At 66.7% G+C, this 16630-nt stretch carries 12 protein-coding genes; 11 read left to right on the top strand and 1 reads right to left on the bottom strand.

Annotation, left to right across the window (positions count from 1 at the left end; genetic code table 11):
• The first annotated feature begins 2 nt into the window (after positions 1-2).
• From nuoF to secA, 11 genes are all read left to right on the top strand, one after another.
• On the top strand, positions 3-1328 hold the full coding sequence (gene nuoF, locus EJO69_RS06210; RefSeq protein ID WP_126040264.1) for an NADH-quinone oxidoreductase subunit NuoF: 1326 nt from the start codon (positions 3-5) through the stop codon (positions 1326-1328).
• A complete protein-coding gene (locus EJO69_RS06205) occupies positions 1325-3895 on the top strand; it encodes an NADH-quinone oxidoreductase subunit G (RefSeq protein ID WP_126040262.1) in 2571 nt (856 codons plus the stop codon). The genes nuoF and EJO69_RS06205 overlap by 4 nt, the downstream gene beginning before the upstream one ends.
• The gene (nuoH, locus tag EJO69_RS06200) at positions 3895-5217 is read left to right on the top strand and encodes an NADH-quinone oxidoreductase subunit NuoH (protein WP_126040260.1); all 1323 of its coding nucleotides are present in this window, start codon (positions 3895-3897) and stop codon (positions 5215-5217) included. The genes EJO69_RS06205 and nuoH overlap by 1 nt, the downstream gene beginning before the upstream one ends.
• Positions 5210-5884, top strand: a complete 675-nt coding sequence (nuoI, locus tag EJO69_RS06195; protein ID WP_126040258.1) for an NADH-quinone oxidoreductase subunit NuoI — start codon at positions 5210-5212, stop codon at positions 5882-5884. Before nuoH ends, nuoI begins: the two co-directional genes overlap by 8 nt.
• The gene (locus tag EJO69_RS06190) at positions 5881-6918 is read left to right on the top strand and encodes an NADH-quinone oxidoreductase subunit J (protein ID WP_211331368.1); all 1038 of its coding nucleotides are present in this window, start codon (positions 5881-5883) and stop codon (positions 6916-6918) included. The genes nuoI and EJO69_RS06190 overlap by 4 nt, the downstream gene beginning before the upstream one ends.
• Entirely contained in the window at positions 6915-7214 is a 300-nt protein-coding gene (nuoK, locus tag EJO69_RS06185) for an NADH-quinone oxidoreductase subunit NuoK (RefSeq protein WP_126040256.1), read from the top strand. The genes EJO69_RS06190 and nuoK overlap by 4 nt, the downstream gene beginning before the upstream one ends.
• Positions 7215-7226: 12 nt before the next feature.
• Positions 7227-9149 carry an NADH-quinone oxidoreductase subunit L gene (nuoL, locus tag EJO69_RS06180; protein WP_245993507.1) on the top strand — a complete coding sequence of 641 codons (1923 nt, stop codon included), beginning with the start codon at positions 7227-7229 and terminating at the stop codon, positions 9147-9149.
• A 25-nt stretch (positions 9150-9174) separates the two neighbouring features.
• Positions 9175-10731 (top strand): NADH-quinone oxidoreductase subunit M, encoded by a 1557-nt coding sequence (locus EJO69_RS06175; RefSeq protein WP_126040252.1) that lies wholly within the window; start codon positions 9175-9177, stop codon positions 10729-10731.
• Positions 10728-12290 carry an NADH-quinone oxidoreductase subunit NuoN gene (nuoN, locus tag EJO69_RS06170; protein WP_245993504.1) on the top strand — a complete coding sequence of 521 codons (1563 nt, stop codon included), beginning with the start codon at positions 10728-10730 and terminating at the stop codon, positions 12288-12290. Before EJO69_RS06175 ends, nuoN begins: the two co-directional genes overlap by 4 nt.
• On the top strand, positions 12290-13288 hold the full coding sequence (locus tag EJO69_RS06165) for a polyprenyl synthetase family protein (protein WP_425454743.1): 999 nt from the start codon (positions 12290-12292) through the stop codon (positions 13286-13288). Before nuoN ends, EJO69_RS06165 begins: the two co-directional genes overlap by 1 nt.
• Positions 13289-13394: 106 nt before the next feature.
• Positions 13395-16109, top strand: coding sequence for a preprotein translocase subunit SecA (gene secA, locus EJO69_RS06160; protein WP_126040248.1), 2715 nt, complete (start codon positions 13395-13397; stop codon positions 16107-16109).
• On the opposite strand, the gene EJO69_RS06155 is transcribed toward secA, so the two are convergent.
• Positions 16106-16516, bottom strand: coding sequence for an Rv3235 family protein (locus EJO69_RS06155; RefSeq protein WP_126040246.1), 411 nt, complete (start codon positions 16514-16516; stop codon positions 16106-16108). The two genes, secA and EJO69_RS06155, sit on opposite strands and share 4 nt — an antisense overlap.
• Positions 16517-16630: the final 114 nt, after the last annotated feature.

Genomic DNA, 16630 nt, shown 5'->3' with positions numbered 1-16630 from the left:
AGATGTCGCCATCTGATTCGACCGCGCTGACCCCGGTCATCTCGAACACGTGGGATGCTCCGCAGCCCTGGAAGCTCGAGACCTACAGGAACAGCGGCGGCTACGAGGCCCTCGACAAGGCCTGGAGATTCGCCGACGGCGAGCTCACCAACCTTGTCAAGGAATCCGGACTGCGAGGACGAGGCGGAGCGGGCTTCCCGACCGGACTCAAGTGGTCCTTCCTTCCGGCGCCGGACGGCGGACCCCGCTACCTCGTCGTCAACGCCGACGAGTCTGAGCCGGGCACGTGCAAGGACATCCCCGTCCTCATGGCGAACCCCCATGCCCTCATCGAGGGCATGGCGATCTGCCTCAAGGCGATCGGCGGCCACCACGGCTTCGTCTACCTGCGCGGTGAGGTCGTCCACGTCTACCGCCGGCTCATGGCGGCCGTGCGCGAGGCCTACGATGCTGGTCTGCTCGGCAAGGGCCTCGGCCCGAACGGCGACTACGACATCGACATCACGGTCCACGCCGGTGCGGGCGCCTACATCTGCGGCGAGGAGACCGCGCTCCTCGACTCGCTCGAGGGACTGCGCGGACAGCCGCGCCTCAAGCCCCCGTTCCCGGCCGTCAAGGGTTACCTGGCGCGGCCGACGGTCGTCAACAACGTTGAGACGATCGCCTCCGTCCCCGGAATCATCAAGAACGGTGCGGACTGGTTCGCCGGCATGGGCACGGAGCGCTCGAAGGGCCACGGCTTCTTCTCCCTGTCTGGCCATGTCAAGAACCCCGGCCAGTACGAGGCTCCGTTCGGCATCACCATGCGCGAGCTGCTGGAGATGGCGGGTGGCGTCCGCGAGGGCCACGAGCTGAAGTTCTGGACCCCGGGCGGATCCTCGACCGCGATCCTCGGCCCCGAGGCGCTCGACGTGCCGCTCGGATATGAGGAGGTCGTCGGCGCCGGTTCCATGCTCGCGACCCGCGCGCTGCAGGTCTTCGACGAGACGACCTCCGTCGTCCGCGTCGTCCGGGCCTGGACCGACTTCTACCAGCACGAGTCGTGCGGCAAGTGCACCCCGTGCCGAGAGGGCACGTTCTGGATGCGCCAGGTCATGCACCGCCTCGAGGCGGGTAAGGGTCTGCCGACCGATATCGACATGCTCAACGAGATCGCCGGCAACATCGCGGGCCGCTCGTTCTGCGCCCTCGGCGACGCGTCCGCCGTTCCGATCCAGTCGGGAATCGCTCTGTTCCGCGAGGAGTTCGAGCAGGGCGTCCACACGCCCGCCTGGGAGCTCTTCCCGTACGAAAAGTCCGCACTCTTCACCGAAGTAGGTGTCTCATGACAGCGACTGAAACCGACCTCGTCCCCATCAAGGTCGACGGCCAGGACGTTGCCGTGCCGCAGGGCACGCTCATCATCCGCGCAGCCGAGCAGCTCGGCATCCGGATCCCGAGGTTCTGCGACCATCCGCTCCTCAAGCCCGCCGGCGCCTGCCGCCAGTGCCTCGTCGAGGTTGCACGCCCGGGCCGGGACGGCACCCTCGCGAAGGGTCCGAAGCCCGTCGCCTCCTGCTCCGAGGCGGTCAGCCCGGGTATGGAGGTCTACACCCAGAAGTCCTCCGAGGTCGCCGATAAGGCGCAGTCGGGGATTATGGAGTTCCTCCTCATCAACCACCCGCTCGACTGCCCGGTCTGTGACAAGGGCGGCGAATGCCCGCTCCAGAACCAGGCGATGTCGGACGGCCGGGGCAAGTCCCGCTTCACGGACATCAAGCGGACCTTCCCGAAGCCGATCAAGCTGTCATCGCAGATCCTGCTCGACCGCGATCGCTGCATCCTCTGCCAACGCTGCACGCGCTTCCAGTCAGAGATCGCCGGTGACCCGTTCATTCAGCTCCAGGGCCGCTCGGGCGGCAGCCCCTCGTACGAGGTGCATGGACTCCACGGCTCGCAGGTCGGCAACTTCGATGCCGGCATCCTCGGCTTCGCCGACGGCAGCGGCGTCGAAGAACCGGTCGGCACCTTCGAGACGGTGGGGCCCACGGGCGACGCCGCTCTCATGGTCGGCATGAAGCCGGGCCCGATCGATCCGGCCGAGATGGATGAGTCGGGCAGGCCCTTCTCCTCCTACTTCTCCGGCAACACGATTCAGATCTGTCCGGTCGGCGCCCTCACCTCGGCGGCGTACCGCTTCCGGGCCCGGCCCTTCGACCTCGTGTCCGTCCCCTCGGTGACCGAGCACGACGCCTCCGGGTCCGAGATCCGCGTCGACTTCCGCCGCGGCACCGTCGTCCGCCGCCTCGCCGGAAACGACCCCGAGGTCAACGAGGAGTGGATCACCGATAAGGACCGCTTCGCGTTCCGCTGGCAGCAGGGCGAGGATCGCCTCACCGTGCCGCTGGTCCGCGATGAGGACGGCAGCCTCGTCCCCACCTCGTGGGCCGATGCAATGGATGTTGCGGCGCGCGGCCTCGAGGCCGCGGAGCAGACGGGCATCCTCACCGGCGGCCGACTGCCGCTCGAGGATGCGTACGCCTACTCGAAGTTCGCCCGCACGGTCCTCGGCACGAACAGCATCGACTTCCGCACCCGGGCGTCGAGCGAGGAGGAGGACGCGTTCCTCGCCTCCTCGGTCGTCGGCACCGGACTCGGCGTCACCTACTCGGAGATCGAGGCCGCAGCTCACGTCCTTCTCGTCGGCCTTGAGCCGGAGGAGGAGTGCGGATCGATCTTCCTTCGTCTGCGCAAGGGTGTCCTCGCCGGCTCGACCTCCGTGTCGGTGCTGGCCCCGTACGCGACTCGCAGCACGCTGAAGATGGCGGCGACGCTCATCACCGCGGCGCCGGGCACCGAGCCCACGGTCCTCGCGGCCGTCACGTCAGGCTCGACGCAGGAGCACCTCGCGGCACTCCATGACCGCCTCGGCGGCGGTGTCATCCTCGTCGGCGAACGCGCCGCCGAGACACCTGGCACACTGTCCGCGGTCCTCGACCTCGCAGAGCGCACCGGCGCCCGCGTCCAGTGGGTGCCCCGCCGCGCGGGTGACCGCGCAGCGGTCGAGGCCGGAGCGGTCCCGTTCATGCTTCCGGGCGGCCGCCCGGTCGCCAACAGCCAGGCACGAGTCGATGCCGGCGTCGCATGGGACGCGACGGTTCCGGAGTCTGCGGGCCTCGGCACCGAGGGAATGCTCGAGGCGGCGCGGGCCGGCAGGCTCGCCCTCATCACCGGTGGCGTTGAACTCGCCGACCTGCCCCTCGGGGCGGCCGAGGCGCTCGATGCGGCACCGTTCGTCATCTCGCTTGAGGTGCGCCGCTCGGAGATCACCGCCAAGGCGGACGTCGTCTTCCCCGTGGCACCGCCGGTCGAGAAGGGCGGCACCTTCATCAACTGGGAGGGTCGCGAGCGGCCCTTCGGCCAGGTGCTCACCTCGACCGCTCTGACGGACCGTCAGGTCCTCGTCGAGCTCGCGGAGGAGATGGGCACCGATCTCGGTCTGCTCACTCTGGCCGATGTCCACGCTGAGTACCGCGAGTTCGCGGAGTGGGATGGGGCCCGCATCGAGCGGCCCCGTGTCGCCGCCGAACCCGTCCCCGCTCCGGCGGAGGGCGAGGCGGTGCTCGCGACATGGAATCTCATGATCGATGACGGCAGGCTTCAGGACTTCGAGTCCCACCTCGCCGGAACCGCCCACCGCTCGGTCGCGCGCGTCTCGCCCGGCACCGCTGAATCCCTCGGGCTGGGGGACCGCGTCACGGTGACCGGCCCGCGCGGCTCGGTCACGCTGCCGGTCGTCCTGTCGCACATGCCTGACCGGGTCGTGTGGCTCCCGAAGAAATCCCCGGGCTGCCATGTGGCGGACCTGGGCGCCCAGCCGGGCGGCATCGTGTCTCTCACGGCGGAGGTCCAGTAATGTTCACGCTTCCCACGGAAATGGCACAGCCGGTGGCCGATTTCTCCCAGGACACCTGGTGGATCTGGCTCATCAAGGCCGTCTTCATCGTCCTGTTCCTCATCCTCTCCGTCATCCTCGCCCTCTGGGTCGAGCGTCGCGGACTCGGCCGGATGCAGACGCGTCTCGGCCCGAACGTCACGGGCTTCATGGGCTTCGGGCAGGCATTCGCCGACGCCATCAAGCTCATGATCAAGGAGGACTTCTGGCTCAAGGGTGCTGACCGGGTCATCTACTTCCTCGCCCCGGTCATCGCCGCCACGTGCGCGTTCTCGATCTTCGCGGTCATGCCGTTCGGCCCGCAGGTGTCGATGTTCGGCATCGAGACGCCGCTCCAGCTCACGGACTCCTCGGTCGCGATGCTCTATGTCCTCGCGATCGCCGCGCTCGGCGTGTACGGGCTCGTCCTCGGCGGATGGGCCGCCAACTCGACCTACCCGCTGCTCGGCTCGGTCCGAAGCGCCGCCCAGGTCATCTCCTACGAACTCGGCATGGGCATCTCGCTCGCCTCGGTCTTCCTCATCGCCGGCACGATGTCGACGTCGTCGCTCGTCGACAGCCAGACCAGCCTGTGGCACGTGTTCATCGCGCTTCCCGCCTTCATCACGTACTTCATCTCCATGGTTGGCGAGGTCAACCGACTGCCCTTCGACCTCCCCGAGGCCGAGGGTGAGCTGGTCGCCGGCCACACGACCGAGTACTCGTCGATGAAGTTCGCATGGTTCTATCTGTCCGAGTACATCAACATGATCAACGTGTCGGCAGTGGCGACGGTCGTCTTCCTCGGCGGCTGGCGCGCCCCGTGGCCGCTGTCCGCCATCAACGATGGCATGTTCAACGAGGGCTGGTGGCCCATGCTCTGGTTCATCGCCAAGGTCTGGTTCTTCATGTTCCTCATGGTCTGGATCCGCGGCACGCTGCTGCGCATGCGCTACGACCATTTCATGAAGCTCGGCTGGAAGGTCCTCATCCCGGTCGCGCTCGGCTGGCTCGTCGCCGTCGCCGTCATTCAGGGAATCGGCTCCTTCACCGACATCGACACCCAGACGATTCTCGTCATCCTCGCGGCGATCTTCCTCGTCATCTTCGCCGTCCTGTGGTTCGTCGACGGCAAGAAGGGCGACGACGGATCGTCGGCCCCGGAGGAGCAGCCGGAGTTCGACGCGTTCGCGGGCGGATTCCCGGTGCCCCCGATGCCGGGGCAGACACTTCCGCCGTCACCGCGCGCCAAGCGTGCCCCCGCCTACTCGTCAACAGCAAAGGAGGCAGGTTCCGATGAGTGACCAGAACTCGAAGCCGGAGCGCCGCCCGATCGACCCGGCACTGTACAGTCCATCGAAGAAGGGCCCGATCGGGAAGTTCTTCGCGCCGGTCGCAGGCTTCGGCGTGACGATCTCGTCGATGTTCCGGCCGGTTGTCACCGAGGAGTACCCGTTCAAGCGGACCCCGACCCAGCCTCGCTTCCATGGCCGTCACCAGCTCAACCGCTACGCGGATGGCCTGGAGCGCTGCATCGGCTGTGAGCTGTGCGCGTGGGCGTGCCCGGCGGACGCGATCTACGTCGAGGCGGGGACCAACACCCCGGACGCGCAGTACTCTCCGGGTGAGCGGTTCGGCGTCGTCTACCAGATCAACTACCTGCGCTGTATCCTCTGCGGACTCTGCATCCAGGCCTGCCCGACGCGGGCGCTGACGATGACGAACGAGTTCGACGACCTCGTGGGGGAGACCCGCGAGTCGCTGATCTTCGACAAACAGGATCTGCTGGCGCCGATGCTGGACGGCATGCTCGCGGCACCCCACCCCATGGTGGAGGGGACCGACGATGACGACTATTACCGCAATGAGATCACGGGTCCGACCCAGGCTCAGATCGACTGGGTCGCGCAGAGGCGCCCGGACGATCCGACGCTGAAGACAGCGCGCCCCGTTGAGGAGGCAGCGAAGTGAATCCGTTCCTGAGCACCGCGATCGATCCGGCCAGCGGTGCCGTATCGACGGGCGAGACGATCCTCTTCTGGGTCATCGCCCCCATCATGGTGGCCCTCGCCCTCGGCCTCCTGTTCGCGAAGAAGGCCGTGTACGCGACCGTGTCGGTCATCTTCGTCATGGTCCTCCTCGCCGTCGTCTACACAGCCCTCGAGGCGCCGTTCCTCGGCGTCGTCCAGGTCATCGTGTACACCGGCGCGATCATGATGCTGTTCCTCTTCGTCCTCATGCTCATCGGCGTCGACTCGTCCGACTCGATCGTCGAGTCGCTGCGCGGCCAGCGGTGGATCGCGGGCCTCGGTGCGCTCGGCATCGTCATCGCGCTGACAGCGGCCGTCGTCGGTTCCGATACGCCGCAGCCGGTCGGCCTCGAGGAGGTCAACGCCGACGCCAACCCTGTTGCGGTCGCCGTCAACATCTTCGGGAGCCACGTTGTTCCCATGCAGCTGACGGGCGCTCTGCTCATCACCGCCGCACTGGGCGCGATGACGCTCACGCACCGCGAGCGGCTGCGGCCCCGCAAGACTCAGCTCGATGTCGCGAACGACAAGATGAAGGCGTTCGCGGAGCAGGGCATCCACCCGGGTCAGCTGCCGAACGCCGGCGTCTACGCCGAATCGAACTCGTCCGCGAACCCGGCGCTCACGGCAGGCGGAAAGCCCGTCGAGGAGTCGGTCTCCCGCATCCTCCGCATCCGCGGCCAGGCCCGCACGGTCGGCGAGATCTCGCCCGCGACCGTCGAGCGGATCGCCCGCGCCTCGGAGACACGCCCGTCGGTCGACGGTCCGACGACGTTCGGTGCGATCGGTCAGGTCGGCCTGCCGGGCATGCCGGGCGAACCCGCCCCCGCAGCCCCCACCCAGTCGACCGAGCTCGATGCTGCCGGCCCTGCATTCTCCGAGGAGGCGCAGTCCGACGAGGTCCCAACGGCTCGGGAGAAGCAGGAAGCCGAAGAGATCAAGCCGGAATCAGCGAAGGAAGAGGGCAGGCAATGAGCCTCATGAACTACGTCATCCTGGCGTTCATCCTGTTTGCGATCGGTGCGGCCGCCGTGCTCACGCGACGCAACTCGATCATCGCGCTCATGGGAGTCGAGCTCATGCTCAACTCGGCCAACCTGTCGCTCGTGACCTTCGCCCGCATGCACGGTGACATCACGGGTCAGACCCTGGCATTCTTCGTCATGGTCGTCGCCGCGGCGGAGGTCGTCATCGGCCTCGCGATCATCGTGTCCATTTTCCGAACCCGCAGGTCCGCGTCGCTCGACGCACCCAACCTGCTGAAGAACTGACGGGGGTAGATTGTGAACGTCAACGCAATCGAGGCGACCGGCAACGTGTCGCTCATCTGGCTCGCAGTGGCCATCCCGCTGGTCTCGGCGGGTGTCCTGCTCGTGCTCGGGCGCAGGGCACGGCCCTGGGGCCACTGGCTCGGCGTCGCGGCCTCGGCCGGCGCCCTCCTCGTCGGCATCATGGCAGCGCTCGAGCTGTTCGGCAGGGGCGCATCGGAGCGGGTCCAGAACGTCACGCTCTACCAGTGGATCCCGGGCACCGACCTCGACGTCGAACTGGGCATGAGGGTCGACCCGCTGTCGATCACCTTCGTCCTGCTCGTCACCTTCGTCGGCACGCTCATCCACATCTACTCCGTCGCCTACATGTCGCACGATCGGGACAGGACGCGATTCTTCGCCTACCTCAATCTCTTCGTCGCGGCGATGCTCCTGCTCGTCCTCGGCAACTCCTACCTTGTTCTGTTCGTCGGCTGGGAAGGCGTGGGCCTCGCGTCCTACCTCCTCATCGGCTTCTGGAACCACGTTCCGGAGTATGCGACGGCGGGTAAGAAGGCGTTCATCATGAACCGTGTCGGTGACATGGGCATGCTGCTCGCGATGATGACGATGTTCGCCTCGTTCGGCACCGTCAGCTTTGACGGTGTCGCGGGCGAGGCGGGTTCGGCCAGCGAGGCGACCCTGACCGCGATCGGCATCTTCCTCCTCATCGGTGCCGCCGGCAAGTCCGCGCAGTTCCCGCTGCAGGCCTGGCTGGGAGATGCGATGGCGGGCCCGACCCCGGTCTCGGCCCTCATCCACGCCGCGACGATGGTCACCGCCGGCGTCTACCTCATGGTCCGCTCGAACTTCATCTACGCGGGCGCCGAGATGGCCCAGCTGCTCGTTGCCATCGTCGGCGTCATCACGCTGATCTTCGGTGCGATTGTCGGCTCCGCCAAGGACGACATGAAGAAGGTCCTCGCGGCCTCGACCATGTCGCAGATCGGCTACATGATGCTGGCCGCGGGCCTCGGCCCGGTTGGTGCCGCGTTCGCGATCTTCCACCTCGTCACCCACGGCTTCTTCAAGGCCGGCCTGTTCCTCGGAGCCGGCTCGGTCATGCACGCCATGAACGACGACGTTGACATGCGACGGTTCGGCGGACTGTGGAAGCACATGAAGATCACGTGGGCGACCTTCGGGCTCGGCTACCTCGCGATCATCGGCTTCCCGTTCCTGTCCGGCTTCTACTCGAAGGACTACATCATCGAGGCCGCATTCGTCGGCGAGGGCTGGCGCCCCTGGGTGTTCGGCACTGCGACGCTCCTCGTCGCCGGGCTCACGGCGTTCTACATGTCGCGCCTGTTCTTCATGGTCTTCCACGGCACGCCCCGCTGGTCGACCGAGGGCCCGGACGCACGTCACCCGCACGAGTCGTCGGCGCTCATGACGATCCCGATGATCATCCTCGCCGTCGGCTCCGTCGGCCTCGGCTGGTTCCTCAATGCGGGCGACAGGTTCGTCACCTTCCTCGAGCCCGTCACGGGCGCAGTCGAGCACCATGACCCGGTCATCCCGATCCCGGTCATCATCGCCCTCACACTCACACTCGTCGCCATCGGAGTCGCGGTCGCGTACGTCATGTTCGTGCGCCGGGACGTCCCCGCGACGGCACCTGCCGCGAACGCTGTCGTCGTCGCGGCTCGGAACGACCTGTATCAGGACACCGTCAATGAGTCCCTCTTCATGCGCCCCGGCCAGTGGCTGACACGCGGCACGGGCGCAGCGGACCGGGGCGTCATCGACGGCATCGTCATGGCGGCTGCGCGGAGCTTCGGCTCCGTCGGCCGCAGCGTCGGAAAGATTCAGAACGGCTATGCGAGGTCGTACGCGGGGCTCATGGCCCTCGGCGTCGTCATCGTCATCGCCCTTGCGCTGCTGGCGCGGATCTGACCGGGACCGGAGGAATAGAGAGTAAATGAATACCTCACAAGCGGCCGCCTTCCCCTGGCTGACTGCCCTGATCCTGGTGCCCTTGGCGGCGGCCATCGTGCTCGCCTTCACCAAGTCGCTCCACCGGCATGCCAAGGCCTACGGCCTGGCCGTGTCGATATTGGTCGCCATCGGCGCGGTCATCGCCTTCGTCACCGAGTTCGATACCGGCAGCGCCGGCACCGTCCAGCTCGCCGAGACGTACTCATGGATGCCGACGATCGGCGTCTCGATCGCCTGGGGCGTGACAGGCATGGGCGCGGTCATGATCGCACTGTCGGTCCTGCTCGTCCCGCTCGTCATCCTCACCGCCGAATCGGACCGCTTCCTGCGTCCCTCGGAGGAGGCGGCGGGTCGGCGCGACGCCGGCTACATCGCCTGGGTGCTCGCTCTTGAAGCGGTCATGATCGCCATCTTCGCGGCGCAGGACGTGTTCCTGTTCTACGTGCTGTTCGAGGCGATGCTCATCCCCGTCTACTTCCTCATCGGCTCGTACGGCGGTCCGAACAGGAAGGCTGCGGCGCTCAAGTTCCTCCTCTACTCGCTCGCGGGTGGCCTCATCATGCTCGTCGGCGTCGTCGCGGTCTACGTGGCGGGCCCGGGCGGACCGGAGGGCTTCCTCATCGCCAACCTGGCAGGTGCGGTCACCGGCTCGCAGACGGCGCAGATGCTCATGTTCCTCTCGTTCTTCATCGCGTTCGCGGTGAAGGCTCCGATGTTCCCGGTCCACACGTGGCTCGCGGACGCGACGGAGGAGGCGCCGGCGGGCACGTCCGCCCTGCTGGTCGGTGTGCTCGACAAGGTCGGCACCTACGGCATGATCGCACTCTGCCTGCCCCTCTTCCCGGGTGCGGCATCCGACGCCGCGATGGTCATCATGATCCTCGCCCTCATCTCCATCCTGTGGGGCGGCTTCGTCGCCATCTACTCCCGTGACCTCATGCGGCTCATCGCGTTCACCTCGGTGTCGCACTTCGGCTTCATGGTCATGGGCATCTTCTCCGGCTCCGAGACGGCGATGACGGGCGCGATCCTCTACATGGTCGCGCACGGTGTCGGCACGGCGGCCCTCTTCCTCATCGTCGGGTACATGGCCAAGCGCGGCGGGTCGCAGCGGATCGAGGACTACGGCGGCTGGCAGCGCGTCACCCCGGTCCTCGCTGGCGGCTTCCTCGTGGCGGGTCTCGCGACCCTGTCGCTGCCGGGCCTGTCGGGCTTCGTGCCTGAGTTCATGGTCCTCGTCGGGACGTTCTCCGTCTCGAAGATCATCGGCGGCCTCGCCGTCCTCGGCGTTATCCTCGCAGCCCTCTACATCCTCCTGCCCTACCAGCGCGTGTTCACCGGACCGCGCCCCGACATCCAGGTCAAGGATCTCGGCGCGGCGGAGAAGACGGTCGTCGGCGTTCTCACGGCCGGCATGCTCGCGCTCGGCTTCCTGCCCGGCCCGGTCATCGACCTGGTCCAGCCCGTCGCCGAACAATCGGTCGCGCACTTCGATGACTCGTCGACCGCGTCCGCGCTCACCGAAGGGAATCTCCAGTGAACAGCTTCGTGACCCCAGTCATCGACTGGGCCGCTCTCGCCCCGGCCATCATCGTCATGGGGGCCGCGGTCCTCGGAGTGATCGTCGAGGCGTTCGCGCCCCGCGGCACACGCCGACCGATCCAGGTGACGATCACCTTCGCCGCCCTCGCGGCCGCGCTCGTGGCGGTCGTCTGGCGCTGGACGGAGGTCCAGGCCAACGGTTCGCAGACCGTCGTCGGCGGGCAGCTGATCGAGGATCCCTTCACCCTCATGGCACAGGGCATCGTCCTCGTCTCGGGCCTGCTGGCCGCGTTCGTCATCGCCGACCGGACACAGACCCGCGAGGGCGCCTTCGCGGCCTCCGCGGCGGCACGTCCGGGCTCTCCCGAGGAGCGGGAGCTGACCCGCGCCGGCATCGATCAGACCGAGGTCTACCCGCTGGTCCTCTTCGCCGTCACCGGCATGATGGTGTTCCCCGCGGCAGGTGACCTGCTCACCCTCTTCATCGCCCTCGAGGTGCTCTCGCTGCCTCTGTACGTCCTGTCGGCCATGGCGCGCAGGAAGAGGCTGATCTCCCAGGAGGCGGCACTCAAGTACTTCCTCCTCGGCGCCTTCTCGTCGGCATTCTTCCTCATGGGAATCTCTCTCCTGTACGGCTTCTCCGGCTCGGTCCGGTACTCCGAGGTCGCGGCCGCGACGACGGTGACGGTCGGTATGGACTGGATGCTCATCGCCGGCATCGCCCTCGTCCTCATCGGCCTGCTCTTCAAGGTCGGCGCCGTCCCGTTCCACTCGTGGACGCCGGACGTCTACCAGGGCGCACCGACGCCGATCACGGGCTTCATGGCGGCGGGAACGAAGGTGGCCGCGTTCGGCGCCATGATCCGCTTCCTCTACGTCATCGCGCCGGGCATGGAGGCGGACCTCGAGGTCCTCCTGTGGACCGTCATCATCGCGACGATGATCGTCGGCACGGTCCTAGGCATCGTCCAGAAGGACATCAAGCGCATGCTGGCCTACTCGTCGATTGCGCATGCGGGCTTCGTCCTCATCGCGGTCACCTCCTTCCAGGAGACCGGAATCGGCGCGACGCTGTTCTACCTGCTCGCCTACGGCGTCGCCACCGTCGGCGCCTTCGGCGTGGTGACGCTCGTCCGTGAGAAGGATGCGGCGGGCAACATCACGGGTGAGGCGACGTCGCTCGAGTCCTACGCGGGTCTCGCCAAGCGCAAGCCGGGCCTCGCCGTCGCGATGCTTGTCTTCCTCCTCTCCTTCGCCGGCATCCCGCTCACGGGTGGCTTCGTCGGGAAGTTCACGGCCTTCGCGGCCGGCATCGAGGGCGGCGCCTGGCCGCTCGTCCTCATCGCGGTCATCGCCTCGGCGGCCACCGCCTACTTCTACTTCAGGCTCGTCGTCCTCATGTTCTTCACTGAGCCGGACGACAGGACCACGGTCATCGCCTCCGAGGGCATGACGCTCGTCGCCATCGCCCTCGCGGCGGTCGCGACGATCGCCCTCGGCGTCGTGCCCGGACCGGTCCTCGAGCTCGTCGGGAATGCGGCGGTGCTCCTCCCGTGATCACGGAACTCGCCAGCGCAGCCGGCGGTCTCAACGATCGCCTCACCGAGCTTCTCGAGAATGTGGAAGCCCGGCTCCAGGCGGCCGTGCGCTCACCCGAGCCGGACATCGACGAGCTGACGAGGCACCTCGCGGCGGCGGGCGGCAAACGCCTGCGCCCCGCGCTGTGCGGCCTCACGTCGTTCCTCGGTCCCGACGCCGCCAACGCGGAGACGGAGATCTCCGCGACGGTGGTCGAGCTGACCCATCTGGCGACGCTCTACCACGACGACGTCATGGATGATGCGCCGATGCGGAGGGGAGTCGTCTCGGCACAGCAGCTTGCCGGCAACTCGGCCGCAATCCTCGCGGGCGACGTTCTGTTCGCGAAGGCGTCCTCCCTCGTCGCACAGCTCGGACCCGAGGCGGTCAAGCTCCACGCGGTCACCTTCGAGCGGCTGTGCTTCGGCCAGCTGCGGGAGACCCTCGGTGCGCCGGATGACGTGAGCCCGCGCGACAACTACATCCATGTCCTCGCTGAGAAGACCGGTTCGCTCATTGCAGCGTCCGCTCGGTATGGCGTGCTGTCCTCCAACGGCAGCCCCGAGCACGCCGACGCGGTGGCGGAGTTCGGTGAGCGGGTCGGCGTCGCCTTCCAGCTCGCCGATGACGTCATCGACATCATGTCGGACGGCGATGTCACCGGGAAGACGCCGGGCACGGATCTGCGCGAGGGCGTGGAGACGATGCCGATTCTCCTCCTCAAGGAGCGGGCCGCCGCCGGCGTCATCGACGAGGACGGGCAGCGGATCCTCGACCTGCTCGCCGGCGATCTCGGCGACGACACGGTCGACGAATCTGTTGCTCTGCTCCGCGGGCATGAAGTCATGGACGATGTTCGGGCTCTCGCACGGGAGTGGTCGGATTCTGCGATCGACGTGCTCGATCCGATTCCGGACGGCGAAGTGAAGGATGGTCTCGTCGCCTTCGCCAGGCTCATGGTCGATCGGATCAGCTGAACGCTCAGCTCATCGGTGAATATCCGCCCGGGTTCCACAGCGAACTCGGGCGGATCGCCGTCCAGCACGTACAATAATTCACAGTTGTCGGACCCCAGGAGAGCACGTGTCAAAGATCCTCAATAAGATTCTTCGCGCCGGCGAAGGCCGCATCCTGAAGAAGCTCCATACCATCGCCAAGCAGGTCGACGCTCTCGAAGACTCCTACCTCGACCTCACCGATGAGGAGCTGAGGGAGATGACCGACGAGTTCAAGGAGCGCCTCGAGGATGGTGAGACCCTCGACGATCTCCTGCCCGAGGCGTTCGCGGTCGTCCGTGAGGCCGCGAGCCGCACACTCGGTCAGCGCCACTACTCGGTGCAGGTCATGGGCGGTGCAGCACTCCACCTGGGCAACATCGCGGAGATGAAGACGGGTGAGGGCAAGACGCTCGTCGCGACACTCCCCGCCTACCTCAACGCGCTCACCGGCAAGGGCGTCCACGTCGTCACGGTCAACGACTACCTTGCGAGCTACCAGTCGGAGCTCATGGGGCGCGTCTTCCGCTTCCTCGGCATGACGACGGGCTGCATCACCTCGGGCATGACGCCCGCCCAGCGCCGCGAGCAGTACGCCGCGGACATCACCTACGGCACGAACAACGAGTTCGGCTTCGACTACCTGCGCGACAACATGGCGTGGAAGGTAGACGAGCTGGTCCAGCGCGATCATTACTTCGCCGTCATCGATGAGGTCGACTCGATCCTCATCGATGAGGCCCGCACACCCCTCATCATCTCCGGGCCCGCCGAGGGCGACGCGAACAAGTGGTACGAGGAGTTCGCCCGCATCATCGCCAAGCTCCGCAGGGACGCGGATTATGAGGTCGATGAGAAGAAGCGCAACGTCGGTATCCTCGAGCCCGGCATCGATAAGATCGAGGACCAGCTCGGCATCGAGAACCTCTACGAGTCCGCCAACACCCCCCTCATCGGCTACATCAACAACGCGATCAAGGCCAAGGAGCTGTTCAAGAAGGACAAGGATTACATCGTCCTCGACGGCGAGGTCCTCATCGTTGATGAGCACACGGGTCGTGTGCTGCCCGGCAGGCGCTACAACGAGGGCATGCACCAGGCGATCGAGGCGAAGGAGGGCGTGAAGATCAAGGCTGAGAACCAGACCCTCGCCACGATCACCCTCCAGAACTACTTCCGCCTCTACGACAAGATCTCCGGTATGACCGGCACGGCGGAGACCGAGGCGGAGGAGTTCGCCTCGACGTACGACATTGGCGTCGTCCCGATCCCGACGAACAAGCCGATGATCCGCATCGACCAGACTGACTTCGTCTACCCGACGGAGATGTCGAAGTTCAACGCGATCGTCGACGACATCGCCGAGCGCCACGCGAAGGGCCAGCCCGTCCTCGTGGGAACGACGTCGGTCGAGAAGTCAGAGCTTCTGTCCACCATGCTGACGAAGCGCCGGATCACCCACGAGGTGCTCAACGCGAAGCATCACAAGCGTGAGGCCTCCGTTGTCGCCATGGCCGGCCGGAAGGGTGCCGTCACCGTTGCGACGAACATGGCCGGTCGAGGCACCGACATCATGCTCGGCGGCAACGCCGAGTTCATCGCGGTGGAGCAGATGCACGCGAAGGGCCTCGACCCCGCCGAGAATCCGGAGGCCTACGAGGAGGCCTGGCCCGGCGTCCTCGAAGCCGCGAAGGAGGCGGTCGCCCGCGAGCACGACGAAGTCAAGGAGCTCGGGGGCCTCTACGTCCTCGGCTCGGAGCGGCACGAATCCCGCCGCATCGACAACCAGCTGCGTGGACGCTCCGGCCGTCAGGGAGACCCGGGCGAGTCCAGGTTCTACCTGTCGCTCGAGGATGACCTCATGCGGCTGTTCTCGACAGGCCTCGCCTCGCGGATGCTCAATCCCGAGTCCTACCCGGCGGACGAGCCGCTGGAGTTCAAGATCCTCGCCAAGTCGATCGAGTCCGCGCAGACCGCGATCGAGGCCCGCAATGCCGATATCCGCAAGAACGTCCTCAAGTACGACGACGTCATGTCGGATCAGCGCTCGGCCGTCTACAAGGAGCGCCGCGAGATTCTTGAGGGTGAGGACCTCGCCGACTCGATCCAGTCCTATATGACGCAGGTTGTGGCGGACGTCGTCGCCGGGCACACGGAGGGCGATCCGACGGATTGGGACCTCCACGCACTGTGGACGGACATGAAGTCGGTCTACAGGCCCTCCTTCACGCCCGAGGAGATCATGGAGGACGTCGGGGCGAAGAACCGGCTCACGGTCGATCGCCTCGTCTCCGAGTTCGATGAGGACATCCACGCGCAGTACGAAGAGCGTGAGGCGGAGCTGGGGGAGGAGCAGATGCGGGAGATCGAGCGCCGCGTCCTCCTCTCCGTGCTCGACCGCAAGTGGCGTGAGCACCTCTACGAGATGGACTACCTCAAGGAGGGCATCGGCCTGAGGGCGATGGCCCAGAGGAACCCGCTGGTCGAGTACAAGCGGGAGGGCTACGACATGTTCCAGGCCATGTCCGTCGCCATCAAGGAGGAGACGGTCCGTTACCTGTTCGGCATCAAGATGCCGTCCGAGCAGGAGGCCGAGCAGGAGCAGATCGCGGCAGTCGAAGCCGAGGACGATACGGCTGCGATGGCGCGTCGCCAGGAGGCGGCCGACAAGGTCCTCTCCATCCAGCGCCCCAAGTCGCTCATGCGAACCAATAAGGAGAGCGACGGCGAGCTCAAGGCAGTCGGCGATGACGCGGGCGGCAACCGCGCACAGCGGCGCGCCGCCAAGAAGCGCAGGCGCTAGATCACGTCAAGTGCGTTGGCCCTCCATCGACCTCGGTGTATCTCCATCCTGATGGTGCATGCCCGAGGTCGATTGACGTCCCAGACGACGACCGCAGCCTCGCACACGAATGGGGTGGGGAAGCAGGTGCGCGACGAGATAACGCGGGCGGGGAGGCTGATCCGCTTCCCGCAGCGGGCGGCGATGCCGGCCCGCTGGGCGAGCGCCATGTAGATGTGTGGAGCGAGCCAGCGCTGCAGCTGGCGCACCGATCGGTGCCCGTTGAGAACCTCGACCGCTGCCGCTGCAATGGATCGGACGACCGGGGTCGGGTCCGAGGGGCCGTGGTCCGGGGCCGCCTTCGCCCGCCGCGCGGGCTCCTGAAGGAGATCTGCCCGAGTGTCGGCTGCCGGAAGTGTCTTCGCCAAAGCCGCGCCTCCTGAAGAATCATGAATATTCGTGCCTCAGTGCACGAACTGGTCTAACTATTACCACGCACCTTCTGGGACCCTTTCGGTTATAACCCGCACAGTGGATAAGAA

This window comes from Flaviflexus salsibiostraticola, assembly GCF_003952265.1.
GTDB classification, from domain to species: domain Bacteria; phylum Actinomycetota; class Actinomycetes; order Actinomycetales; family Actinomycetaceae; genus Flaviflexus; species Flaviflexus salsibiostraticola.
The sequence above is the reverse complement of the archived record's forward strand: the minus strand, read 5'-3'. Positions and strand labels throughout refer to the sequence as shown.